Below are 23,490 nucleotides of genomic sequence, written 5' to 3' on the forward strand. Positions count from 1 at the left end.
GGCATCAAGGAACCCTGTGAGCCGAGTTCGCGGTCTGGATGAATGGGTGTCTCGCCTCGATGTCGCGGACCCGGAGGTCGTGGAGACCGCACTCGACGTGCTGGGGGACGCGCTTTGTGGGGACGAGGTCCTGACGCGCGAGCGGGCCGCGCAGCTCCTCCTCGGGGAGCTGATCCGGCCCGGGGCTCGGGCTCGGGGCGCCATCCTCCGGCTCCTCCAGACGAGCTGGTGGCCGCCCCAGGAGCAACTGGCGGACGGGGCGCTCGACGCCGTGTTCACGTCCGTCGCGATGCTGGACGCGGAGGCCATGGCCGTCGACGACGCCGCGATGCTGGTGGCGAACCTCTACCGCGCGGTGCCGCGCTTGCCGTTGGGCACGCTGGAGGCGGCGCTGGCGCATCCGAAGCCCGCGGTGCGGAGGGCCGCCGCTGGCGCGGTGGGGCGGGTGGGGAAGGCCGCGGTGTCGTTGCTGCCGAAGGTCCTGGGCGTCCTGGATGACGTCGAGCCGGTCGCGGGGGCCGCGCTGGAGTCGGTGGGGTCGATGGCCGCGCTGGCTCCGGACCTCGCGATGCCGGCCCTGCTGGAGCAGGTCGAGAAGGCGGAAGGCGCGCGGCACTACCTGGCGTTGATGTCGCTCCGTGGATTGTTGGAGGAGAAGCGGCGCGAGGGCCGGCCCGCGCCGGAGTTGTCCGCCGTGGAGCCCGCGCTCCAGCGCGCGGCGGAGGATCCCCAGGCGCCGGTGAGGCTGGAGGCGGTGTCGTTGCTGGGGCTCGCCCGGCTCTCGTCGCTGACGACGGTGGCCACGCTGCGCCGCCATCTCCAGGACGAGAGTCCCTCCGTGGCCGCTTGTGCCGCCGTGGCGCTCCTGCGCGTGGGCGCGCCACCTCCGGAGGCGCTGTCCCTGCTGACCGGACAGCTCTCCGCGGAGGGTGACCCGGAGAAGGTCGGCGCGGCGCTCACCGCGCTGGAGTCGGTGGAGCGGCCCACCCTGGAGAAGGCCAGGTCCCTGCTGGAGACGGTGGCGCGGGACGGGCAGGGCTACGCCCGCGAGTCCGCCCGGGAGATGCTGGCGCAGCTCGCGTAGCGCCAACCCAACGCAGTCTCGACGCGAGGGGGCGTTCGCCGCGCGCTGGGTCGCGTTCCGGGCGACCCCTCGTCATGGGAGGGGCCGCGCCGTGAGCTGAAGCGGCCCTACCGGGGGCGCTTGCTCTCCTGGAACGTGACCTCCAGGGGGACTTCCTTGCCCTCGCGCAGCACCACGGCGCGCACCGTCTCGCCGGGCTTGGAGGTGTTGAGGACGAACATCAGGTCCTCCACGCCGCCGATGATGTGCTTGCCGAGCTTCACGAGGATGTCGCCGCGCAGCATGCCGGCCTGATCCGCCGCGCCGCCCGCGCGCACGCCCGCCAGCAGCATGCCCTTCTGGCCGTTGGGGGGACCCGCGTAGTCCGGCACGGTGCCGAGCGACGCGTTGAAGCTGCGCAGGTCGCCACGCGGCGTGGGCGAGGGGATCTTGCGGTAGGTCAGCACCGCCTTGTCATCCAACTCCGTCGCCACGGCCGACACGATGTGCGCCACCTGCGCCGTGCCCACCGCGTTGAGGCCCTCCACCGTGTCCGAGGGCTTGTGGTAGTCCGAATGTGTCCCCGTGAAGAAGTGCAGCACCGGGACACCCGCCGCGTAGAACGGTGAATGGTCGCTGGGACCATATCCGTCCCCGCTCGCGGTGCAGGTGACGCGGCCCTTCTCGCACGCCGCCGCGACCAGCGGGCCCCACTCGTTCGCGGACTCCGCGCCCAGCACCGTCAGGCCGCCAGCGCGCAGCCGCCCCACCATGTCCAGGTTCAGCATGGCGGCGATCTGCTTCATGCCCGCGTCGCCGCGCTGCCGCGTGAAGTGCGTCGACCCCAGCAGCCCCGTCTCCTCGCCGGAGAAGGCCACGAACAGCACGTCGTGCTTCAGCTCCGCGCGACGCTCCTTCAGCTCGCGGGCGATCTCCAGCATGGCCGCCACGCCCGACGCGTTGTCGTCCGCGCCCCCGTGCGGCTCATGCCGGTCCGGCGCCAACGAGGAGCGCCCGCCCAGGCCCAGGTGGTCGTAGTGGGCGCCAATCACCACCGTGCCCGGCAGCTTGCCCTCGCCCGCCTCCAGCAGCGCGGCCACGTTGAAGGCCTCGCGCTGCTCGAACTCCAGCTTCACGCCGACCTCCGCGTCCACGCGCTTCCCCGCGGAGAGCGCCGCCATCACCGGCTCCAGCGCCGCGCGCTTCACCACCACCACGGGGATGCCGGCGTTGCTCGGCCCCTCGGGGGAGATCGAAGGCAGCGACGCGTCCGGAGGCGGCATCCACTCCTTGCGCGCCGGGGAGGGCGCCTCCGGCCAGTCCACCACGATGAGCGCCTTGGCGCCGCGCTCCGCCGCCAGCCATGTCTTGTAGCGAAGGTCTCCGAAGCGGCGCTGCGCGTCCGCCTCGGCGAAGGCCGCCGACTCCGGCACGAAGCGGCGCACGACGACGATCTTCCCCTTCACGGACTTCTTCGCGTAGTGGTCCACCTTCAGCGACGGCTCGACGATGCCGTAGCTGGCGAGGACCAGCTGGCCCTGGACCGAGCCCTGTCCGGAGAACGCCAGCGGCGTGAAGTCGTCCTTCGCCACCTCCGTCGCCCCGAGCTTCAGGCGCGTGCCCGCGCCGGACTGCGCGGCCGTCGTCACCGGGAACTTCTGGCGGAAGCCCGCGTCGTCCCCGGCGGCCTTCAGGCCCAGCGACTGGAACCGCTGCTCGATGAGCGCGCCCGCGGCGTCCAGGCCATTCGTGCCGATGCCTCGGCCCTCGCGAGCCGGCGCGGCGAGGAACTCCACGTCGCGGCGGATGCGGTCCGCGGAGGCCTCGGGCGAGGCCGTGCCGGGCTTCGCGTCGTCCACCCAGCGGGCGATGAACAGGTTGGTGTCGCTCTTGCCGGGCGCGGTCGCGCGGTTGCTGGAGAAGGCCAGCCACTTGCCGTCCGGTGAGAACATCGGGAACCCGTCGAAGCCGGGCGCGTAGGTGATGCGCTCCAGGTTCGAGCCATCGACGTCCACCGCCCAGATGTCGAACTCACGTCCCTTCGGGTCTCCGTGGTTGGACGAGAACAGGATGCGCCGACCGTTGGGGTGGAAGAACGGCGCGAAGGCCGCTCCGTTCAGCCAGGTGATCTGCCGGGCCTCGGAGCCGTCCGCGTTGGCCACGTACAGCTCCAGCTTCGTCGGCCGGACCAGGCCCCTCTTCAGCAGCGCCTGGTAGTCGTCCAACGGCTTGCCCGCCTGGGGACGCGACGCGCGCCAGACGATCTTCGTGCAGTCCGCGTTGAAGAACCCGCCGCCGTCGTAGCCGGGCGAGTGCGTCAGCCGCTTCACGTTCTTCCCGTCGCGGTCCATCCGGTACAGCTCCAGGTCACCGTCCCGGACGGAGGTGAAGAGGATGGAGCCGTCCTTCGCGCAGACGGTGCCCTCGGCGTCGTATCCCGGCGTGTCCGTCAGCCGCGTCAGCCCCGTGCCATCCGCGTTCACCTTGAAGATGTCGTAGCTGTCGTAGAGCGCCCACACGTACCCCATGGAGTGGTCCGGACGGGGTGGGCACGCCTCGCCGCCCAGGTGCGTGGAGGCGTAGATGAGCTCCTGGTCTCCGGGCAGGAAGTGCGCGCACGTCGTCGCGCCCTGGCCGCTCGAGACGGGCGTCACCGACGGGGGCGCCGCGCTCGCGGGGTCCACGGCCATGCGATAGATGCGGTCGCACCCCATGTCGCCGTGGCGCGCCTGGAGTGAGAGCTGCTTGCCGTCGAAGGACCAGTAGGCCTCCGCGTTCTCTCCACCGGAGGACATCTGGCGCAGGTCGGCCAGGTGGACCTCCTCGGGGAGCGCGGCGCTCTGGGGCGCGGTGGTGGGCGCGGTCTCCGGAGCCGAGGTGCTCGAGGGAGTCGCGCAGGAGGCGAGGGCGAGGAAGGGGAGGAGGACACGCTTCATGGCGGCGACCATGGCAAAGCCGCCGCCTTCACTCAACGTCGGGATGCGCCAGGACCGGCAGGAGGGGCCCGACCGCGCCCCTCCCACCCGAGCACCGCTACTGGAGCACCGCGAGCAGATCTCCGCCCTGGACCGGGGCCTTCAGGGCGGTGGCGACCTCCGCGATGGTGCCCGCGCGGGGCGCGCGCACCACCGTCTCCATCTTCATGGCCTCCAGCGTCACCAGGGGCGCGCCGGCGTCCACCTTGGCGCCCGGCTTGACGTGCAGCGCGATGACGGTGCCCGGCATGCTCGCGGCGACGTGGTTGGGGTTGGCGCGGTCCGCCTGCCGGCGGGCCTCCACGCGCGCGGCCCGGCTGCGATCCCTCACCTGCACGGTGCGGTTGTGGCCGTTGAGCGCGAAGTAGACGGTGCGGATGCCGTCCTCGTCCGGCTCGCCCACGGCGGACAGGCTGATGACGAGCGTCTTGCCCGGCTCCAGGTCGACCCAGATCTCCTGGCCCACCTCCATGCCGTAGAAGTAGTTCGGCGTGTCGAGGATGGAGACGTCCTCGAAGCGCGCCGCGTCGTCCAGGTAGCCGGCCATGACGCGCGGATAGAGCGCGCTGGAGATGGCGTCCGCGCGGCTCAGCGGCTGCCCCGTCTTCTGGGACAGCTCCGCGCGCAGGGCCTCCAGGTCCAGCGGCGCCATGCTCGCGGAGGGGCGGCCCTCCACGCGCGGCAGGCCCTTGAGCACCGCGGCGCGCAGGTCCTCGGGGAAGCCGTTGGGGGGCTGTCCCAGCTCGCCCCGGAAGTAGCCCACCACGCTGGAGGGGAAGTCCAGCCGCGGGGCCTCGGCGATGAGCTTCGCGTGGGTGAGCGTGGCGGCCTCGGCCAGCGTCGGCGCGCGCACCATCAGGTCGTTCTTGAGCAGGAAGATGGCGAAGTCACCCACCATCTTCGACGACGGCGTCACCTTGGGGATGTCGCCCACCAGCACGTTGACCAGCGCGAACGCGTCCTTCACGTCGTTCCACCGGTTGAGCAGGCCCATCTCCGCCACCTGCGGCCGGAGGTTGGAGTACTGGCCGCCGGGAATCTCGTGGTAGTACACCTCGCTCGTCGTGCTCTTGAGGCCCGCCTCGAAGGGGGCGTAGTACTCGCGCACGTCCTCCCAGTAGTTGGCGAGCGGCTGGAGCCGCGCGTTGGCCAGCCCCGTCTCGCGCGGATGGCCACGCAGCGCGCTCACCAGCGCGTTGAGGCTGGGCTGGCTGGTGAGGCCCGCCATGCTCCCCAGCGCCACGTCGACGATGTGCACCCCGTGCTCGATGGCCTCCAGGTAGCTGGCGACGCCGTTGCCCGCCGTGTCGTGCATGTGCAGGTGGATGGGCAGCTTCGTCACCTCGCGCAGCCGGTCCATCAGCATGGCCGCCGCGCGCGGGCGCAGCAGGCCCGCCATGTCCTTGATGCACAGGAAGTGCGCGCCCGAGTCCTCGATGCGCTTCGCCAGGTCCGCGTAGTAGTCGAGCGTGTACTTCTTGCGCTTGGGGTTGGCGACGTCGCCGGTGTAGCAGATGGCCACCTCCGCCACCTTGCCCGTCTTGAGCACGCGGCGGATGGACACGTCCATGCTGCCCAGGTCGTTGAGGCTGTCGAAGATGCGGAAGACGTCCACGCCCGCCTCTGCGGCCTCGTCGATGAACGCCTCCACCACGTTGTCCGGGTAGCTGGTGTAGCCCACGGCGTTGGCGCCGCGCAGCAGCATCTGGAGCAGCAGGTTGGGCGCGGCGGCCTTCAGCGAGCGCAGGCGCGCCCACGGGTCCTCGTTGAGGAAGCGGTAGGAGGTGTCGAACGTCGCGCCGCCCCAGCTCTCCAGGCTGAACAGGTCGGAGGCGAGGTGCGCGGTGGCCGGCGCCACGCGCAGGATGTCCCGCGTGCGCATGCGCGTGGCGAGCAGCGACTGGTGCGCGTCCCGCATCGTGGTGTCGGTGAGCAGCACGCGCTTCTGCGCCAGCACCCACTCGGCCAGGCCCCGCGGGCCCTTCTCCGCGAGGATCTGCGCGGTGCCGCGCGGCGGCTCGCCGGTGGGCGCCACGGGCAGGCGCGGCTCCAGGAACTGGTTGGGCTTGAGCCGCTGGTGCTTCTTGATGGTGGGGTGGCCGTTGACGATGACCTCGCCCAGGTACTGGAGCAGCTTGCTGGCGCGATCCCTCCGGGGCGGCAGGTTGAACAGCTCCGGCGTCTCGTCGATGAAGCGCGTGTACGTCTCGCCCCCCAGGAAGGCCGGGTGGCGCAGGACGTTCTCCAGGAAGGGGAGGTTGGTCTTCACGCCGCGGATGCGGAACTCGCGCAGCGCGCGCTGGCCCTTCATCACCGCGCCCTGGAACGAGGGCGCGAACGCGATGACCTTCACCAGCATGGAGTCGTAGTACGGGGAGATGTGCGCGTTGGTGTAGCCGTTCGACCCGTCCAGGCGGATGCCGAAGCCCGTCGCCGCGCGCCACGCGGTGATGACGCCCGCGTCCGGCATGAAGTTGTTGGTGGGGTCCTCGGTGGTGACGCGCAACTGCACCGCGAAGCCGCGGGGCTGGATGGCCTCCTGCGAGGGGATGCCCACCTGGGGCGAGTCCAGCGCGTACCCCTCCGCGATGCGGATCTGGCCCTGCACCAGGTCCACGCCCGTCACCTGCTCGGTGACGGTGTGCTCCACCTGGAGGCGGGCGTTGCACTCGATGAAGTAGTAGTCGTCCCCGGAGACGAGGAACTCGGCCGTGCCGGCGCTGGAGTAGCCGGCCTCGCGCGCCAGCCGCACCGCCGCGTCGCAGATGGCGTGCTTGAGCGCGGGGGCCAGGTTGGGCGCCGGGGCGATCTCGATGACCTTCTGGTGACGGCGCTGCACCGAGCAGTCGCGCTCGTGCAGGTGCACCAGGTTGCCGTGCAGGTCGCCCAGCAGCTGCACCTCGATGTGGCGCACGCGCTCCAGGAAGCGCTCCAGGAACACCGCCGCGGAGCCGAAGGCGCTCCGCGCCTCCGAGCGCGCGGACAGCAGCGCGGCCTCCAGCTCCCGGTCCTCGCGCACCACGCGCATGCCCCGGCCACCGCCGCCGTGGGCGGCCTTCACCAGCACCGGCCCCCCGTGCCGGGCGAAGAACTCGCGGGCCTGCGCCAGCACCTGGGCGTCGTCGCCCTCCAGCGTCGCGCCCGGCACGGTGGGCACGCCCACGCGCTGGGCCAGCGCCTTGGCCGCGACCTTGTCGCCCATGGTCCGCACCACCGCCGAGCGCGGGCCGATGAACCGGATGCCCCGGCGCTCGCACGCCTCCGCGAACTCCGCGTTCTCCGACAGGAAGCCGTAGCCCGGGTGGATGGCGTCGACGCCGGCCTTCTGCGCCACGTCGAGGATCTCCTCGATGCCCAGGTACGCCTCCACGGGGCGCTTGCCATGGCCCACGCGGTACGCCTCGTCGGCCTTGTGGCGGTGCTCGTGGGTGCGGTCCTCGTCGCTGTAGATGGCGACGGTGCGGATGCCGAGCTCGTTGCACGCCCGGAACACGCGGATGGCGATCTCACCGCGGTTGGCGCACAACACTTTCTGGATGGGGCGGAGGGAGGAGTGGGCCATGGCTGCAGAGGGGATAGGGTGCTTCCCCTCCGCACGCAATGGGGTCCGTGCGGGAAGTCGGGTTCAGGTCACGAGAGGGGTCCCGACGACCCGTTGTTTCACGACGCTCGAGAAGTCTGGCTCGCCTCCGGGGCCGGCTCCGTGCCGGACTCCGTGAAATCCAGGTCGCGGTGGAAGGTCTCCTCGATGCGGGTGAGCGCGAGCAGCGCCAGGCCGAAGCAGATGCTGCCCACGGTGATCGCGGCGGTGGGGACGGAGACGGACCCCTTGAGCCAGGCGAAGCCGCTGGCGGCGATGGCCGCGGAGCCACGCACGAAGTTGGGGACGGTGGTGGCCACCGTGCCGCGGATGTTGGTGCCGAACTGCTCGGCCGCCATGGTCACCAGCACCGCCCAGTAGCCCACCATGATGCCGATGCAGAAGCTCAGCCCGTAGACCATGGTGCTGGTCAGCCCGGGGACCAGCCCGTAGACGAGCATCAGCAGGAAGCCACCCACCAGGTTGACGCCCACCGCGCGCTTGCGGCTCTTGAGCCACTGGCTGAACAGGCCCGCGAGCAGGTCACCCACCGTCAGGCCGATGGAGCCGTAGAGGATGGCGTTGCCCGCAGTCACGGCGCCCTGCACGTTCAGCCCCGCGGTCAGCTCCGGCGCGAACGTGAAGAGGATGCCGGTGGTGAAGTAGATGGGCACGCCGATCAGGATGCAGCAGATGTACTTGACGAAGCGGCCGCCCTGCAGGAGCAGCAGCGGGTTGGCCCGCGCCGGGTCCGTCTTCTTCTGGAACAGCTCCGACTCGGAGACCTTGAAGCGCGCGAACAGGAGCGCCAGGCCCATGAAGCCGCCCGTGAGGTAGGCCGTCTTCCAGCTCAGGTGCTGTCCCACGAACGCCGCCGCGACGATGCCCAGCATGCCCAGCGTGGCGACGATGGTGGTGCCCAGGCCGCGCTTCTCCTTGGGCAGCGACTCCGCGACCAGGGTGATGGCCGCGCCCAGCTCGCCTGCGAGCCCCACGCCTCCCAGGAAGCGGAACACCGCGTAGCTCGTCACGTCCCACGCGAACGCGTTGCCCAGGTTGGCGAACGAGTAGAGCAGGATGGAGCCGAACATCACCGACAGCCGGCCCTTCTTGTCCGCGAGCACCCCCCACAGGATGCCGCCCACCATCATCCCCACCATCTGGCAGTTGTAGATGAGGATGCCCTTGGAGAGGATCTCCGCCGGGTCCGTGATGCCGATGTCCTTGAGCGACGCCACGCGCAGCACGCCGAACAGCGTGATGTCGAAGAGGTCGACGAAGTAGCCCAGCCCCGCCACCAGCACCGTCAGGTTCAGGACCGAGCGCAGCTCACGCAGGAATTTCATGCGCGCGATTCAATGGGTTTGGTCCCTCGTGAGCAAGGCCGATTCTTTCGACGCAGCGCGTGCAAACACGCGTGTCCCGCCAAGTGCCGGAAAAGATGAACCTTGATTCAGGTCTCACCCCTCCGGGGCGCGGGTTCGTCCCACGTCGCCCTGGGGGCTGGACGCCCACCGGTATCCCTGGACTTTCCGGGAGGCCCCTGGGGCCGAGGGGCTTGGGGATGCCATGGCGCTGGCCACCTCGGGGGGCTGCCAGGGGGGAGCGCCGTCGTCCGAGGACGGGTCCGGATGCGCGCGAGACGAAGCTGCCGGCGCCGTGAGGCCTGGAGCGGGCGGGGGGCCGTCCCGGGAGACGTGGTCGGTGGGCTTGCCCCCTCAGTCGTCGTCGGAGGCCTGGATGGCGAGGACGCTCGCCCTCGAGAAGCTGTCGCGCTCGCCCTCCGGATCCACGGCGCGGAAGGCGTCCAGTCGCGCGCGTGCCTCCTTGTATCGTTGCAGGCCGATGAGCGCGGTGATCTCCGAGTCGCGGGCCTGTCTCACCAGCACCTGTTCCCGCGGGTTGGCTCCCGGGCCCCAGGTCTCGTAGTACGCCCGACAGGCGGGTTGAGCCAGGTCCGCGTGGTGCTCGGTGCTCGGCAGGAAGCAGCGCCTCCAGTCGCGTTCCCGTCGCACCTCCGTCGTCGAGGCCTTCTTCGCCTCCAACTCCGCGATGCTCCGCGCGGAGGTGGTCTCCAGGTCCTGGAGGTCTCGCAGGAGCTCCTTGCGTTCGCGTTCCCGATCGGCCCGCCTCACCGCGTTGGTGCGCAGCAGCATCTCCATGACCGTGACGTTCGGGCTCTCCGGGAACCGCTGGAGGTAGGCCTCCGCCGCGGCGTTCGCGCGGTCCCACTGCTCGAGGTTGGACAGCGCGAGGGCGCGGTACCAGGACGCGACCTCGTCCGGGTCGCGCCCCTGGTAGGGTGAGAGGGAGAGCTCGAGCACGCGCTCCGTGTCCTGGAGTCCACTTCTCCAGTTGAAGCGGGTCTGCTGGTGGTCGAGCAACTGCAATGCCGCCGCCGAACGTTCGAGCGGGCGGAGCGTCGCGTCCTCCATCATCGCGCGAAGCTTGCTGCGGGTGGCTTTTCGCAGGGAGGTGGCCTGGAGCCTGTAGGTGGCGAGGCGCGCCTGGGTTCGGGTGATCTCCTCCTGGGCGTAATAGAACCCCGGCGCGTCATCGAGCACCTTGCGCAGCAGCACGGCCCGCTCTTCGTCGGTATGGGGGCCCAGGGCGCGGCCGAACGACTCCAGCGCCTTCACCGCGGACTCGCCAGACGGCCGGGACGGTCGCTGCCTGGGCGTCGTGCCCAGCAGCCGGGTGGCCACCTCGTCCTGCAACGAGAAGATGCGGGTGAGCGGCCCGGTGACCTTGGCGGTGTCCAGCACCTCGCCCGTCTCGACGGAGATGAAGCGCGCGTTGATGCGCACCTGCTTTCCCGCGAGCTGGACGCTGCCCAGCACCAGCAGCCGGGCGCCGACGAGCCGCCCCACGCGCAAGGCGGTGGAGTCCTTCGCGGGCGACAGGTCCTGGAGCGCCAGCTCCGCGATGGCGGAGGTGAGCTGCTCCCGCTCCACGACCTGGATGAGGCCGCTGGCCCGCAGGTCGGAGACCAGGGTCTCCGTCATGCCCCGCCCCAGCCAGTCCAGCGCGGGGTCCTCGTTGAGGTTGCGGAAGGGCATGACGGCCGCGGGGCCCTCGCGAGGCTTCTCCGGGGGCGCGGCCTGGCCCCCCGTCGCGAGGCCGAGCGCGAAGAGGAAGGTCCACCAAGCCCACGCGCTCATGGGCGGAGCCGTCCGGGCAGGCGGGGCAGCAGCTCCCGCACCCGCGCGGCGAGCGAATCCTGGAGCGCCAGGACCTCGCCCACAGGGCCTTCCACGCGGACGGTCTCCAACACCTCGCCGGTCTCCACGTGCACGAAGCGCGCGGCGACGCGCAGCACGTCTCCGGCCTGCTGGATGCTTCCGAGGATGACCACCTCCGCGCCCGCGATGCGTCCCAACCGCGCGCGCGTCGCCGGGTCCACGCGGGCGCCCTGGCTGAAGTCCTGCTCCTCCAGGTTGAGGTCCATCTGCCCTCGCTCGATGAGCCGGAAGCCCGGATGGGCGCCGACGTCCGTCACCAGCGCCTCCGCCAGGGCCAGCTCCAGCGGCGCGAGCGCGGGCGTCCCTCCGAGGTTCCGGAACCGCAGCACACACAGGCGCACGGGCCCCGTGGCCGGGGGCGTCTCCGCGCGTGGGGCGGGGGGCGCCTGGGGGGCGGGGCGGGCCGTCGAGAGGTCCGAGGCCGCGGTGTCGGGGCGCAGGAGGTGCGCGACGATTGCGGGGAGGGCGAGGCCTAGCGAGACCAGGAGGAGGGTGCCCGCCGTGGTGAGGCGTCGCCGCGCGGGCGACGGGCGAGTGTCCTCCGACGGCGGGGCCGCGAGGACGTGGAGTGTTCCTCCTCGGACGCGCGACGAGGGTGGGGCTTCATCGGAGCTGACGTCCTGGGTCGGGGGGCTCACTCGCACGGACATCATAGTGCAGGGGACTCCTGTCCAGGAGAACGACCGGCACCTCGCGCCCCGCGTCGTCCGGGGGCGGGTGTCGGAGCGACCCTCGTACCTTTCTCCAGGTCCGTCATCGCCCCGGGGACGGGAAGGCGCATGGCCGCGTGTCGTTTCGGACGCTGACCGCCGCGTCGCTTCACGCGCTGGAGGTGTCTCCCTAGGTTGTCCGGCATCGCGGAAGCAGGGCCTCGCCACGCGTGGGTCATCGGACGTCACCGGGACGCGGGTGTCGTCACGTGGGGATGGGGCTCCGTGCACTCGAGGGGGAATGTCCGATGCGGCGAACGCGCGCTGTCGTCACCTGGAGCGTCCTGCTCCTGCTGTTGGGAGTTCCCGGCGTGGGCGGGGCCCAGTCGCTGGAAGTCATCTGCTTCGGCTCCCAGGCGTTGAACTTCCTGCCCGCGCTCGTCGCCTCCGCGCGGCCCGTGACGGTCTCGGGGGACGGGGCCTTCTCGCTCTGTCTGTCCATGGCGCATCCGGAGTTGATGTCCGCCACGATGGAGGTCCCCCCGTTCACCGCGACGTTGGGATGTGGCCTCGTGGAGGCGCAGACGGTGCTCTCGTTCACCTGGAACACCGGTGAGACGAGCACGCTCGTCGCGACCACGGACGTCCACTCGATGGCGGGGATGGTCATGGTCGAGGCGCGGGGGGCCGTGACCGAAGGCCTCTTCGCGGGGCGCGAGGTGGTCTTCAACTGGACGGCGGCGACGCCGGACTCGCTCGGGTGCGCGACCCCGGGAGGTGTCACGGAGTATGCGGGCCCGAGCTCACTGGCGATCCTCCCGAGACGGCCCGGGGGCGGCCTCGGCGACGCGCCGCCCGCGAGTCCTGCGACGTCTGCAGGGGGCATGCAGCGATTGCAGCGTCCATAGCCAGAGGTGATGCAAGGACAGCACGAAGGCGTGTCGCCGCGAAGCGAGGTGGCGCTGGCATCCGTGTTGCTCAGGGGCTGTCCGCCGGGACGGCGTTGGAGGCCGACCGGAAACAGGAGAAGACCCTTGAGAATCCGAACCTGGCTGTGGCTCGTCGCCCTCTTGTTCGTCCAGGTCCCGCTCACCGCGGCGGCCCAGGACATCGACGTTCCCTACTGCGGCACGCCTCCCTTGCCGCATTGGTGGTGGCTCAAGGACGGTCTCCCGGAGAAGATCGCCATCGACGACTGGGAAGTCCGGCGCTCGGGAGACGGCTACGTCCTCTCCTTCGTCGTCACCAACATCACGGATGCCATCCTCGACGCGGGGCAGCCCTTCACCCTGTCGCACGCGGCGGTGGACGCCGTCGGACATCCCGACCCGTCGTCGCTCGGCCCCCCCGCGGCGGACTCGTTGCTCGGCGCGGAGACGCTCGTCCAGGGGCGTCTGCCGACGCTGGCCCCCGGGCAGTCCACGCGGCTTCGCGCGGAGATCCGCTCGAGCCCGGCGGACGCGAACCACATCCTCACGCTCGCCGTCGTGGATGGGGAGCTGAGCCGCGCCACGAACGGGCGGACCACCACCCCGTGGTTCTGGACCCGGGTCATCGACCAGGGCTCGGCGACGGCCCGCGTGCGCGTGGTGTCGACCTCCGTCACGACGACGCCTTCCCGCCTGCCGGGCTACGAGGCGCGCCACGTCAGCATCACGCTCCAGAACGTGGGCCGCACCGCGCTGCCGGAGGGCACCCCCGTGGCCTTCGTCCAGAGCAGCGCCGCGTCCGCCGCGGGCATCTGGAGCCCGGAGGACGACAAGGACCCGAACGACCCTGGCAACCCTTACGCCGTCATCTTCCGCGCGGTGCCCTTCCGCGGCGCCCTGGAGCGCGCGCTGGCCCCCGGCGACACGTACACGATTGAAGGCACCGTGGCCTTGCCCCCGGGCCCCTGCATCCAGCAGCTCGTCGTGAACGTGGGCCGGTGACGCGCGGGCTGGAGCTTTCCAATCCGAGAGAACGGAGGCAGTGCGTCAACGCGGCTGGGATTCCGACCTCGCGGGCGGTGGCCTACGCTGGCCCCGCAGTCGACACCCGCAATCCAGTTCCAGGAGGACGCATGCGAAGCATTCTCGGAGGACTGCTGTCGGCGGTGCTGCTGGGAGCCTGTGGTGGAGTCGAGCCCGTCGAGGGCGCCGCGCCGGAGCAGGAGTCGACCGTCTCCGCGCAGGCCGTCTGTGATGGCCACTACGTCGTGAAGTACTACGACAAGACCTATACGTCGGTGCTCGGGACGATGACGTGTGAGTGCGGGCAGGAGCCCGTCTGGTCCGGCGCCCTCACGCCGTATCCCAAGACGTATCCGCTGGGCGCCTGTCCGTAGCCGGTCGAGGGGCGGGTCCGCGCGAGGCCGGGCGCGGACCGCTCCTGCCGGGTGGGGGGCCGGAGCCGTGAGTGGACTCGGCTCGCGGAGGGCAGGAATCGAGGGCGGAGGACGTCGGGGCTCGTCGCGGCGGTATCGACCTCCCATCGCATGGGAGGCATCGACTACGCTGTCCGCGAGGGGAGCCATGGACGCGACACCGCTGGGAGAGGGGCCTGAGGGGCAGCGCGAGCGCGCGACGCGGGCCGTCCTCGCGGGGCCTCTTTCGCTCTGGGGGGGGGGGATGGCGGCGGCGGTCGTGGCGGCGCTTCCCCAGGCCGTGGAGCGGTACGCGCGCGAACCCCACGACTTCTCACGCAAGCTCGCGCTGGCGTTGATTCCATACAGCCTCTGGGGATTGCTCGGTCCGGTGCTGCTGGCGACGTTCCGTCGGCTGACACCCGCGGGGCCGCCACGGGTGCGCGGCCTGGCGCCCTTGCTCGGGGCGGGGGGCGCCTTCGTCCTGGTCCACGGGGTGCTGCTCGCCGGAGTGGTGTCGTGGTTGGAGCCGCGCCCCTGGGCGACGCGCCCGTTCGTCGAGGTCTTCCGCGAGCTCCTGCTGACGCGGAGCGCGCTGGGGCTGTTCGAATACCTGCTGCTCCTCGCGGGCTGGCTGGGCTTCCACGCGCTCGAGCATCGGCGGGCGCTGGAGGTCGCCGAAGCCCGGTGGTCCGTCCAACTCGCGGAGGCACGACTCCAGGCCCTGCGCGCGCAGCTGGATCCCCACTTCCTCTTCAACACCTTGAATGCCGTCGTGGCCCTGGTGCGGCAGTCCCGCAACCCGGAGGCCGTGACGGCGCTGGTGGAGCTGGGCGAGCTGCTGCGGGCCAGCCTCGAGGGCCGGGGAGACCACCAGGTGCTGCTCTCGGCGGAGCTGGAGCTGGTCCGCCGCTACCTCGGCATCGAGCGGCTGCGCTTCGGCGACTCGCTGGACGCCCGGTTGGAGCCCGCGCCCGGAACGCTGGAGGCGCGAGTCCCCGCGCTCATCCTGCAACCCCTGGTGGAGAACGCCATCAAGCACGGCACGTCCCGGAGGGCGACTCGGGGGCAGGTGCTGGTGCGGGCCCGGCGTCAGGGAGAACGCCTGGTGCTGGAGGTCTGGGACGACGGCCCCGGCCCGAAGGCCGTGGGGACCCGAGAGGGGACGGGCATCGGCGTGAAGAACACGCGCGCGCGGCTCCAGCAGTTGTACGGCGAAGGGGCCGGCTTGTCGCTGGAGGAGGCGCCAGGCGGTGGCACCCTGGCGCGGGTCGAGCTTCCGTTCATGGAGAGGGGCGCGGTGATGACGGCGCAGGAGGTCGGGGTTCGTGGGTGAGTCGAATGGGGGAACGGCCTGGCGTGTGTTGGTGGTGGATGATGAAGCGCCCGCGCGGGACAACGTGCGGCACCTGCTCGCGCGGCGGCCGGATGTCCGTGATGTCCTGGAGGCAGACGGGGGGCGGGGCGCGGTGGAGATCATCGTCCGCGAGAAGCCGGACATCGTCTTCCTCGACGTGCAGATGCCGGGGATGGATGGATTCGGGGTGGTGGGCGAGGTGGGGCCGGAGCGCATGCCTCCGGTCGTCTTCGTCACCGCGTTCGACACCTTCGCCGTGCGCGCCTTCGAGGTGAGCGCCATCGACTATCTGCTCAAGCCGTTCAGCGAAGCGCGGTTCACCGAGGCGTTCGACCGGGCGCGGCGCCAGCGTGAGCAAGGCCGGGAGCGGGAGCTGCTCCGGCGTCTGACGTCGCTGCTCGATGCCCACCGGACGGTTCCCGAGGTCGAGCAGCCCTCCCAGGCCCCGCCGCCCGAAGGCTACATCGAGCGCATCGCGGTGAGGACGGATGGAAAGGTCCTGCTGCTGCCCGTGGCGGAGCTGGACTGGTGCGAGGCGGAGGGCAACTACGTGGTGCTGCACGCCGGCAACCGCAGCCCGATGCTCCGCGAGACGCTGAACAACGTGGAGCGCTTGCTGGACCCGCGCCGCTTCGTGCGCGTCCACCGGTCCACCGTGGTCAACGTGGACCGCATCCGCGAGCTGGAGCCCGACGTGGACAAGGGCTGGGTCGTGGTGCTCCGGGACGGGACACGTCTGCGCTTGAGCCCCGGACGGAAGGCGGCGGTGGAGGCGCTGCTGCGCCAGCCCTTCTGACGCGGCGTTCGCGGTCTCGCGCCAGGGGGCACCGTCGTCACCCGTTCGCGCGCATCCTGGGGGCGCGCCCGTGCCGTGTCGTCACGCCGCGGCACGGGTCGGAGCCGCCGTGGGGGCGCGCCGCAGGAGATGGTAGGGGGCGCTCTGCGCGTGCCGGCAGCTCGACAAGCGGATGAGGAACGTGTCGACGAGCGCGTATTGGCCGGACAGGCACGCGTGACTCACGCCATCGGTGAGGACCATCCAGGCGGAGGCGGGTGGGAACCCGAACTCCTGGTACCCGTCACGCGACGCCTGGAACTCCGGGGTGTCCTTCATGAAGTTGTGGAAGCGCCGCATCAGCCTGTCGTACGGCGACGTGTCGACGACCCGGGCCATGCGCACGCCGAGCCGCGAGGCTCCTTGCAGCATCCCCGAATACAGCCGTCCCGCGAGCCCTGGGTGCAGGGAGCGCTCGACGCCGGGCTCGGGCGCCACGCCCGCGGTGGCACCATACTGGGAGTAGAGTGCCTCGAACGTCCCTCTCGTGGCCCAGCGCCGCTCCTCCGTGGGATGCAGGTTGATGAAGAAGCGCAGGATGCGGTCCCCGTGCGTCGCGCCATAGGCGCCCGCATCCACGTGGATGAGCTCGTTGCTGGCGTGCGCCTCGAGCCGCCGCCCTTTCTCCTGGAGCGGACGGAAGCTCGACGTGCCCACGCTCCAGTCCTTCACGAAGAGCGGCATCGCCCGCGTGAGGAACTCCGTCACGCGCTGGGAGTGCTCGCGCAGGATGTGGTGCGTGCGCTCCGCGTGGGCGCCCTCGGACGCCAGACCCACCAGGCGCTGGGCGTCGGGGTAATAGCTCACGTTCTTGCGCTTCAGCAGCGCCGGCAATTCCTCTCGCAGGAAGGCCGCGTCGCCCGGAGTGGGCAACGCCACCGGGCTCTCCGGGAAATAGACGATGCGCCCCTGCTCGAGCGCATCCGACAACGCGGTCGCTCCCGCGCTCTTCACCCGCGCGGCGTCGAAGGTCTCCAGCATGTTTCCCCCCAGGGAATTCGCCTCCAGGGGGCGAGCCTCCCGGAGGTCGCGACGCAACTACGCGTGCACAGCGGCGTCAAGCGGGAGCCCGCCCGAGGATGTGAGGCACTGGACGTCGGCTCCGCGAAGCGGCGATGGCTGTCCGCGCATGGGACGGTGCGTGCGTCGTCGATGAGACAGGGGGGCCGTGAGGAGTGGGGCGGGGAGGGCGGCCATTCCGAGGGGCCTGGCCAACCGGCTCCGACGCAGGGCGTCCACGTTCCGTAGGGCAGGTGACGCCACCCCCGACCTCGGGCGCATGGCATGTCAGGGGGTCTGTCAGGTAATGTCCAACCCTTCACCGGCCGTGAGTCGGCCGGAGGGACCTGTCGTTGGATCGACGTTCACGGACTCCTGGCGCATTCGGCTTCCTCCCCTCGCTCTCCTCCCTGGCGCCGCTGGTGGGGGTCGTCGTGGTCGCGGGGGCCCTCGTGGCAGCGGTGGAGCTGACCATCGCCGCGTTCTCCAGCGCGGGGATTGGCAGCATTGCCCAGCGCAACCTCTATTCCATGCTCATCAGCGTGGGAGTGATTGCCGCGGGGGTGGGGGTCCTCTGGACCGCCACGAACCGGCTGGGCATCTCGCTGGCCCTGGTGGCGGCGGGGATGTCCTTCACGCTCATGCTGCACATCCGGAAGGTGCAGCTCATCGACCGGCCGCTGATGCCCTGGGACTTCCTGGAGTGGCGTCAGGTGACCTCGCTCGCGCCGACGCTGCTCCCTGGGGGCGGCGCGGTGGTGGCCCTCGGTTCTGGGCTGCTCCTCGTGGCCTTGTGCGCCGCCCTCGTGCGGGCCGTCGCGTTGGGCCGGCCCCGCTTTCCGCTGTCCTGGGGGATGCGTCGCAACCTGGCGCTGGTGTCCGTGGCCTCGCTGCTCGGGGTCATCTTCCAGCAGCACCTGCCCATCGGGCGGATCTTCAATCGCTTCGGCATCTATCACCAGGTGTGGGACCAGCGCTCGAACTACCGGGTGAACGGGCTGACGTTGATGATGCTCTGGAATTGGGAAGGGCTGCGACTGGACCCGGGGGCCGCCTATTCGGAGGAGCGGGTGTACGCGGCGCTGGGGAGCAGTCCGGGCGTGATTCCCTCGGCTCCGCCCGCGCCCGTCGACGTGGTCATCCTGATGGCGGAGTCCCTGTGGGATCCCACGCGCCTGGGCGTCCCGTTGAGCGCGGATCCGCTCCCGTTCTTCCGGTCACTCCTGTCGAGCCACAGCTCGGGGGCGCTCATCAGCCCGGGGTTCGGAGGCGGCACGGCCAACTCCGAGTTCGAGCTGCTGACGGGCATGTCCTCGTCGTTCGTGCCACAGGGCGCGTTTCCCTATCAGCACTACCTGCTGCGCCCCGTGGATGCCCTGCCGTCCCTCTTCCGCCGCGCGGGCTACCGGACGGTGGCCATCCACCCGTTCCACGCCTTCTACTGGAGCCGGGACCTGGTCTACCCGCTCCTGGGGTTCGACGCGTTCCAATCCCTGACGGACTTCCCGTCGCCCAGGCTCGAGGGGCCCTGGGTGTCCGACGAGGAGGTCGTCGACCACGTCCTCGATGAGCTTTCGGACGAGCGTCAGCCGCACTTCGTCATGGCCGTGACGATGTCCACGCATGGGCCGTACAACCTGCCGCTCACCGGGCAGGAGCGGATCGACGTGCTGGGGACGAAGCTCTCGCCCCCGAACCAGCTCCTGGTGAAGAACTACGCGAACAAGCTCCTTCAGATGGACACCGCGTTGGAGCGGCTGGTGCGGAGGTTGGAGTCGCGCAAGCGCAGGACGTTGCTCGTGGTCTTCGGGGATCACCTCCCCATGCTGGGACTGGACTATGCGTCCTATCGCGAGGCGGGGTACTTCGCGGAGCCGTGGACGGATGCGCAGCGCGAGCGGATGGCCGAGGTGCCGGTCGTGCTCTGGACGAACTATCCCGTGCCCCGGCAGGACATCCACATGAGCATCAGCATGCTCACGCCGCGCATCCTGGAGACCGCGGGCCTGCGTCCTCCGGCGTTCTTCGCGTTCGTGTCGGAGCTGTCCAAGGTCCTGCCCGTGGTCCGAGGCGACGTGCTGCGCACCGCGAGCGGCGAGTACCTGCCGGCCGAGGACCACGGCGCGACCGCGCCGAGGGCCTGGGCGGACTGGATGCGGCGCTATCGCCTGCTCACGTACGACCGGCTGGTCGGAGAGAACTTCAGCGCGGCGCGGACCCGGGAGGCCGTGTCCACGTATGGCGCGCGGCCGTGTCTCAACGCGGCGAACACGTCCGGGGCGAAAGGCGACGGACCGCGGAGCGTTGGCTGCCCGAAGGGGCGCCGGCCCACGTTGGAGCGACGCTTCGCGCGTCCCGCTCCGAGGGGGGCCTCGATTCAAGCCCATCGACCTTGACGCTGCTCCGCCTGGCGGCCTCCCTTCGCCGGCTTCAGTTCCTTTCTGGGGCGGGGCTGGCAACGCGATTCGGAGTGCTTCGAGGTGGAGGGGCTGGTTGAGAGCGCGCCGGGAGGCCGGTGGGGACGCAACTCCAGTTCCCCGGCGCCTTCGTCATGCGGACCGTCGCGTGCGCGGCGGTGCATTGTCGAACTGCGCTTAACAGGCCATTCATCCGTCGACTCCTAGTCGCCACCGAGGGGTGTGGCTATCCGTTGGAGGTAACTCACGATGAGGCCTCCACATGAGCCGTGATAACCAGGAGAACACCCATTTGCTGAATCGCCGGGCACTACTCGTTGGAGGTGCTCTCGGGACTGCTGCGTGTGCGGTGCCGTCCCTGTCCGCCTCCAAGGTAGAGCCCGCGACTCTGGAGCGGTCGCCGTCGCACCAGTCCTCGGACTTGAATCTCGCCATGCTCAGCCGTCGCCGCACTTTGGGCTCGGGGCGCTTCAGCATGGAGGTCTCCGCGCTCGGCTTCGGGTGCATGGGGCTCAACTACAACCGCGGCGTCGCTCCCGAGCGCAGTGCCATGATTGCACTGATTCGGCAGGCCGCCGAGCGTGGCGTTACGCTCTTCGACACCGCTGAAGTGTACGGCCCCTTCTTCAATGAAGAACTCGTGGGTGAAGCGCTCGCCCCGTATCGGGGCAGGGTCGCGATTACGACGAAGTTCGGCCACCGAATCGTCGACGGAAAGCACCTCGAGGGCCAGATGAACAGCCGGCCCGAGAACATCCGCAAAGCCGCGGAGGCCTCGCTCGAGCGACTCCGCATCGAGGCAATCGACCTCTTCTATCAGCACCGCTTCGACCCTGACGTCCCCATTGAAGACGTCGCTGGCGCGGTGAACGAGCTGATTCGAGAGGGCAAGGTGAAGCGGTTCGGGCTCTGCGAGGTGGGGGCACGGACGATCCGCCAGGCACATGCCGTTCAACCCGTGACCGCGGTTCAAAGCGAATACTCGATGATGTGGAGGGAGCCCGAGAAGGGCGTCCTGCCAGTGCTCGAGGAGTTGGGGATTGGCTTCGTTCCCTACAGCCCCCTCAACCGAGGCTTCCTCGGCGGCGCGTTGAACGAGTACACGCGCTTCGACTCGGGAAACGACAATCGTGACACCCTGCCTCGGTTCACGCCCGAGGCGCTGCGGGCGAACATGGCCTTCGTGGAGGCGCTCAGTCGCTTCGGCAGGAGTCGTGGGGGGACCGCGGCGCAGGTCGCGCTGGCGTGGTTGCTCGCACAGAAGCCGTGGATCGTTCCCATTCCGGGCACGACCAAGTTGGCTCGCCTCGAGGAGAACCTGCGAGCCGCCGAGATGACGCTGACGTCCGCCGAGCTTCACGACCTCAATGCGGCTGTTTCAAGAATCGAAATTGTCGGAGCGCGATATCCCGCCGCGCAGCAGCGACAGATCGGGCAGTGAGCTGGCATGTGGCGCCGAGACGAAGGATTGAAGATGCGCATCGAGAACAGACCCGAAGACCGTCAGGACGACGAGAACGAAAACCAGGAGGTCGGTCGGCGTGGGTTCATCTTGTCCGGCGCGCTGGCCGCGGTGAGCGCGGGTGTCGGCACGCTCGTCAGCGCTACGCCAGCGTCAGCGCATGCGGCGCCGGGGGCTCCTCCCGCGCCCGGCCAGGGGCCGTTCCCTGTGGAAGGGATGGCGGCGTACTCGCCGACAGGTGGCCACAAGCCCTTGAGGTTCCAGCGAAGGGCGCTGGGGCCCAAGGACGTCGCGATCAAGCTTCACTTCTGCGGCATCTGCCACTCCGACATCCACACGGTGAGAGGCGATTGGGGACCGGTTCCTTATCCCCTCATCACCGGCCATGAACTGGCTGGAGAAGTCGTCGCGGTTGGCTCGAGCGTCAGCAAGTTCAAGGTGGGCTCGCGCGTCGGAGTCGGCTGCATCGTCGACTCATGCGGGCATTGCTCCGAGTGCGCAGCCGGCTTCGAGCAGTACTGCGAGAACGGGATGACCCAGGTCTATGGGTCGAAGGACCGTGATGGCACGATGACGCAGGGTGGCTACTCCACGTTCAACGTGGTGAACGAGGACTACGTACTCAATGTTCCGAGCGCGATTGACCTCGCCGAGGCCGGTCCTCTCATGTGCGCTGGCATCACGGTCTACTCGCCGCTCCGTCGTTGGAGCGCGGGGCCGGGCAAGAGAGTGGGCATCATCGGGCTGGGGGGGCTCGGCCATCTGGCGACCCAGATTGCGAAGGCGATGGGGGCTGAAGTCACGGTCTTCACGACGACGCCTGGAAAAGCCGCCGACGCCCGTCGGTTCGGGGCCAAAGAGGTCGTGGTGGTCAAGGAGGGGGGCGACCTCGCTCCGTTGAAGCGCAAGTTCGACTTCATCCTCGACACATCCCCCTATCGTCACGACATCGACCTCTTCATCCCGCTCCTTCGGCGAGACGCGACGATGTGCATCGTCGGGGTCGGGAAGTTCACGGAGCCGACCCAGTACGGCCCGGTGAACCTGGTGCTTGCACGCAACTCGCTCGCGGGCTCTTGCATCGGAGGTATCCGCGAGACGCAGGAACTCATCGACTTCTGCGCCTTGCACGGCATTCGTCCGGCCGTGACGAAGATTGGCATGGGCCAGATCGACGACGCATGGGCAAAGGTCGTCGCAAAGCAGGCGCGTTACCGTTTCGTCGTCGACGTGAACAAGGCATGAGGCCTCATCGAATGAAGGAATTCTCCGCATGCATGGTGGCGTTCGCCTGTGCCGCTTGTGGCACGGTGCGCGCGCCAGCCCCTCGCGATATCGCGCCCACGCTCGAGGAGGTGCGGGCGGTGTCTCCAGCGCTCGAGCGCTACACGCGCGAGGCACTACACGGCGATTTGTGGAAGCGGCCTGGCCTGTCTCCGCGCGACAGGAGCCTTGTCACCGTGGCGACGTTGATCGCTCGAAACCAGACGGTGATGGAGCCCTACCACTTCGGATTCGCACTCGAGAACGGCGTCACGCCTGCTGAACTCTCCGAGGTCATTACGCATCTTGCTTTCTACTCCGGCTGGGCCAACGCCATCGCGGCGGTCGCGGCGGCGAAGCCGGTGTTCGACGCACGTGGTATCGACGCGAGCCAGCTACCAGCGGCCACTGGGGCGCGCCTGCCGCTCGATGAGGTCGCGGAAGAGAAGCGGGCCGCGCAGACGGACAAGAACTTCGGCCAGGTCGCACCGGGGGTTGTACGGTACTCGGAGCAACTCCTCTTCCGCGACCTGTGGCTGCGCCCGGACCTCGAGCCACGAGACCGAAGCCTGGTCACGGTGAGTGCCCTGGTCGCAACCGGTCAGGTGGCGCAGATTGCCTTTCATCTCAACAAGGCGATGGACAACGGCGTGACACGCTCGGAAGTCTCGGAGGCGATGACACAAATGGCCTTCTACGCAGGCTGGCCCTTTGTCTTCTCCGCCTTGCCCACGGTCAAGGACGTGCTCGAGAAGCGTCCCAACTGAGCCAATCGACCAGGCTCATCCTGGCCGTGAGCGCGCATTGCCAGTCTGCGGGGACCTCACATGTCGAGTCGAGGTCCCCGCGCTTGGTGCGACGGGGCTACTTCACATCGCGAAGCGAGAGTTCCTTCGCTGTCTCGATGAACAGCCGAAGGGGCGTCGTGCGCTGCGCGCGACCGGGGTAGTAGAGGAAGTAGCCTGGGACCCTGGGGGCGAAGGCGTCAAGCACGGTCTCGAGTTGCCCGCTTCGAAGCTCGCTGTTCACCGCGGGTTCAGGGACATAGGCAAGCCCTAGACCGAGCTTCGCCAGCGTCGCGCACATCAACCCGTCGTTGGTGACGATGCCGCCACGGATGGGGACGCGCCAGGTCTGGCGTCCGCGCTCGAGCTCCCACGCGTATGCGGTACCCGTGTAAGACCTCGCCGTGCCCCGTCGTGACGGGCCCCAGCATCTCGTGAGACCTCCAGCGGCCACACGCAGGAGGTGGTCCGTGGAGCTGGAGAAGGAGCTGGAGCAGTTCCGTCAGGAGGCGCAGCGG

General features: G+C 69.9%; 17 protein-coding genes. 10 read left to right on the forward strand and 7 right to left on the reverse strand.

The features are described 5' to 3' along the window. The first annotated feature begins 46 nt into the window (after positions 1 to 46). Positions 47 to 1,084, forward strand: a complete 1,038-nt coding sequence (locus LZ198_RS43510; protein ID WP_253976075.1) for a HEAT repeat domain-containing protein — start codon at positions 47 to 49, stop codon at positions 1,082 to 1,084. Positions 1,085 to 1,191: 107 nt separating this feature from the next. Here LZ198_RS43510 and LZ198_RS32830 read toward each other — a convergent pair whose 3' ends face one another. From LZ198_RS32830 to LZ198_RS32850, 5 genes are all read right to left on the reverse strand, one after another. Further along, complete coding sequence (locus LZ198_RS32830; protein ID WP_253976076.1) at positions 1,192 to 3,999, reverse strand: M20/M25/M40 family metallo-hydrolase; 2,808 nt, start codon at positions 3,997 to 3,999, stop codon at positions 1,192 to 1,194. Between the two features lie 97 nt (positions 4,000 to 4,096). After that, positions 4,097 to 7,600, reverse strand: coding sequence for a pyruvate carboxylase (locus LZ198_RS32835; RefSeq protein WP_253976077.1), 3,504 nt, complete (start codon positions 7,598 to 7,600; stop codon positions 4,097 to 4,099). Positions 7,601 to 7,698: 98 nt separating this feature from the next. Next, positions 7,699 to 8,964 carry an MFS transporter gene (locus LZ198_RS32840; protein ID WP_253976078.1) on the reverse strand — a complete coding sequence of 422 codons (1,266 nt, stop codon included), beginning with the start codon at positions 8,962 to 8,964 and terminating at the stop codon, positions 7,699 to 7,701. A 372-nt stretch (positions 8,965 to 9,336) separates the two neighbouring features. After that, positions 9,337 to 10,779, reverse strand: a complete 1,443-nt coding sequence (locus tag LZ198_RS32845; protein ID WP_253976079.1) for a FlgO family outer membrane protein — start codon at positions 10,777 to 10,779, stop codon at positions 9,337 to 9,339. Beyond that, positions 10,776 to 11,498, reverse strand: coding sequence for a CsgG/HfaB family protein (locus LZ198_RS32850; RefSeq protein WP_253976080.1), 723 nt, complete (start codon positions 11,496 to 11,498; stop codon positions 10,776 to 10,778). The genes LZ198_RS32845 and LZ198_RS32850 overlap by 4 nt, the downstream gene beginning before the upstream one ends. 320 nt (positions 11,499 to 11,818) lie before the next feature. On the opposite strand from LZ198_RS32850, the gene LZ198_RS32855 reads away from it, so the two are divergent. The 5 genes from LZ198_RS32855 (at position 11,819) to LZ198_RS32875 (ending at position 16,007) form a co-directional block, all read left to right on the forward strand. Continuing rightward, positions 11,819 to 12,418: a hypothetical protein gene (locus LZ198_RS32855; RefSeq protein ID WP_253976081.1), complete on the forward strand. Its 600-nt coding sequence runs from the start codon at positions 11,819 to 11,821 to the stop codon at positions 12,416 to 12,418. A 126-nt stretch (positions 12,419 to 12,544) separates the two neighbouring features. Further along, the gene (locus LZ198_RS32860; RefSeq protein WP_253976082.1) at positions 12,545 to 13,441 is read left to right on the forward strand and encodes a hypothetical protein; all 897 of its coding nucleotides are present in this window, start codon (positions 12,545 to 12,547) and stop codon (positions 13,439 to 13,441) included. 131 nt (positions 13,442 to 13,572) lie between these two features. After that, positions 13,573 to 13,836 carry a hypothetical protein gene (locus LZ198_RS32865; protein WP_253976083.1) on the forward strand — a complete coding sequence of 88 codons (264 nt, stop codon included), beginning with the start codon at positions 13,573 to 13,575 and terminating at the stop codon, positions 13,834 to 13,836. A 283-nt stretch (positions 13,837 to 14,119) separates the two neighbouring features. After that, positions 14,120 to 15,190 carry a sensor histidine kinase gene (locus tag LZ198_RS32870; protein WP_253976084.1) on the forward strand — a complete coding sequence of 357 codons (1,071 nt, stop codon included), beginning with the start codon at positions 14,120 to 14,122 and terminating at the stop codon, positions 15,188 to 15,190. Beyond that, a complete protein-coding gene (locus LZ198_RS32875) occupies positions 15,183 to 16,007 on the forward strand; it encodes a LytR/AlgR family response regulator transcription factor (RefSeq protein ID WP_253976085.1) in 825 nt (274 codons plus the stop codon). The genes LZ198_RS32870 and LZ198_RS32875 overlap by 8 nt, the downstream gene beginning before the upstream one ends. Positions 16,008 to 16,088: 81 nt before the next feature. Here the strand turns inward: LZ198_RS32875 and LZ198_RS32880 are convergent, their stop codons facing one another. Further along, positions 16,089 to 17,027 carry a Kdo hydroxylase family protein gene (locus LZ198_RS32880; RefSeq protein WP_253976086.1) on the reverse strand — a complete coding sequence of 313 codons (939 nt, stop codon included), beginning with the start codon at positions 17,025 to 17,027 and terminating at the stop codon, positions 16,089 to 16,091. 371 nt (positions 17,028 to 17,398) lie between these two features. On the opposite strand from LZ198_RS32880, the gene LZ198_RS32885 reads away from it, so the two are divergent. The 4 genes from LZ198_RS32885 (at position 17,399) to LZ198_RS32900 (ending at position 22,954) form a co-directional block, all read left to right on the forward strand. Then, positions 17,399 to 19,441, forward strand: coding sequence for an LTA synthase family protein (locus LZ198_RS32885; protein WP_253976087.1), 2,043 nt, complete (start codon positions 17,399 to 17,401; stop codon positions 19,439 to 19,441). Positions 19,442 to 19,895: 454 nt separating this feature from the next. Then, positions 19,896 to 20,903 (forward strand): aldo/keto reductase, encoded by a 1,008-nt coding sequence (locus LZ198_RS32890; RefSeq protein ID WP_253976091.1) that lies wholly within the window; start codon positions 19,896 to 19,898, stop codon positions 20,901 to 20,903. 33 nt (positions 20,904 to 20,936) lie between these two features. Next, a complete protein-coding gene (locus LZ198_RS32895) occupies positions 20,937 to 22,169 on the forward strand; it encodes an NAD(P)-dependent alcohol dehydrogenase (RefSeq protein ID WP_253976088.1) in 1,233 nt (410 codons plus the stop codon). A gap of 11 nt (positions 22,170 to 22,180) precedes the next feature. Next, positions 22,181 to 22,954 carry a carboxymuconolactone decarboxylase family protein gene (locus LZ198_RS32900; RefSeq protein WP_253976089.1) on the forward strand — a complete coding sequence of 258 codons (774 nt, stop codon included), beginning with the start codon at positions 22,181 to 22,183 and terminating at the stop codon, positions 22,952 to 22,954. A gap of 97 nt (positions 22,955 to 23,051) precedes the next feature. On the opposite strand, the gene LZ198_RS32905 is transcribed toward LZ198_RS32900, so the two are convergent. After that, the gene (locus LZ198_RS32905; protein ID WP_323383156.1) at positions 23,052 to 23,426 is read right to left on the reverse strand and encodes a LysR substrate-binding domain-containing protein; all 375 of its coding nucleotides are present in this window, start codon (positions 23,424 to 23,426) and stop codon (positions 23,052 to 23,054) included. Positions 23,427 to 23,490: the final 64 nt, after the last annotated feature.

The sequence above is a fragment of the Myxococcus dinghuensis genome, assembly GCF_024198235.1.
GTDB lineage: Bacteria > Myxococcota > Myxococcia > Myxococcales > Myxococcaceae > Myxococcus > Myxococcus dinghuensis.

Coding starts and splice junctions, on each gene's coding strand:
- LZ198_RS32830 (WP_253976076.1), bottom strand. CDS start 3,999: ATGAAGCGTGTCCTCCTCCCCTTCCTCGCCCTCGCCTCCTGCGCGACT.
- LZ198_RS32870 (WP_253976084.1), top strand. CDS start 14,120: ATGGCGGCGGCGGTCGTGGCGGCGCTTCCCCAGGCCGTGGAGCGGTAC.
- LZ198_RS32845 (WP_253976079.1), bottom strand. CDS start 10,779: ATGAGCGCGTGGGCTTGGTGGACCTTCCTCTTCGCGCTCGGCCTCGCG.
- LZ198_RS32855 (WP_253976081.1), top strand. CDS start 11,819: ATGCGGCGAACGCGCGCTGTCGTCACCTGGAGCGTCCTGCTCCTGCTG.
- LZ198_RS32880 (WP_253976086.1), bottom strand. CDS start 17,027: ATGCTGGAGACCTTCGACGCCGCGCGGGTGAAGAGCGCGGGAGCGACC.
- LZ198_RS32865 (WP_253976083.1), top strand. CDS start 13,573: ATGCGAAGCATTCTCGGAGGACTGCTGTCGGCGGTGCTGCTGGGAGCC.
- LZ198_RS32890 (WP_253976091.1), top strand. CDS start 19,896: ATGCTCAGCCGTCGCCGCACTTTGGGCTCGGGGCGCTTCAGCATGGAG.
- LZ198_RS32895 (WP_253976088.1), top strand. CDS start 20,937: ATGCGCATCGAGAACAGACCCGAAGACCGTCAGGACGACGAGAACGAA.
- LZ198_RS32840 (WP_253976078.1), bottom strand. CDS start 8,964: ATGAAATTCCTGCGTGAGCTGCGCTCGGTCCTGAACCTGACGGTGCTG.
- LZ198_RS32835 (WP_253976077.1), bottom strand. CDS start 7,600: ATGGCCCACTCCTCCCTCCGCCCCATCCAGAAAGTGTTGTGCGCCAAC.
- LZ198_RS32900 (WP_253976089.1), top strand. CDS start 22,181: ATGAAGGAATTCTCCGCATGCATGGTGGCGTTCGCCTGTGCCGCTTGT.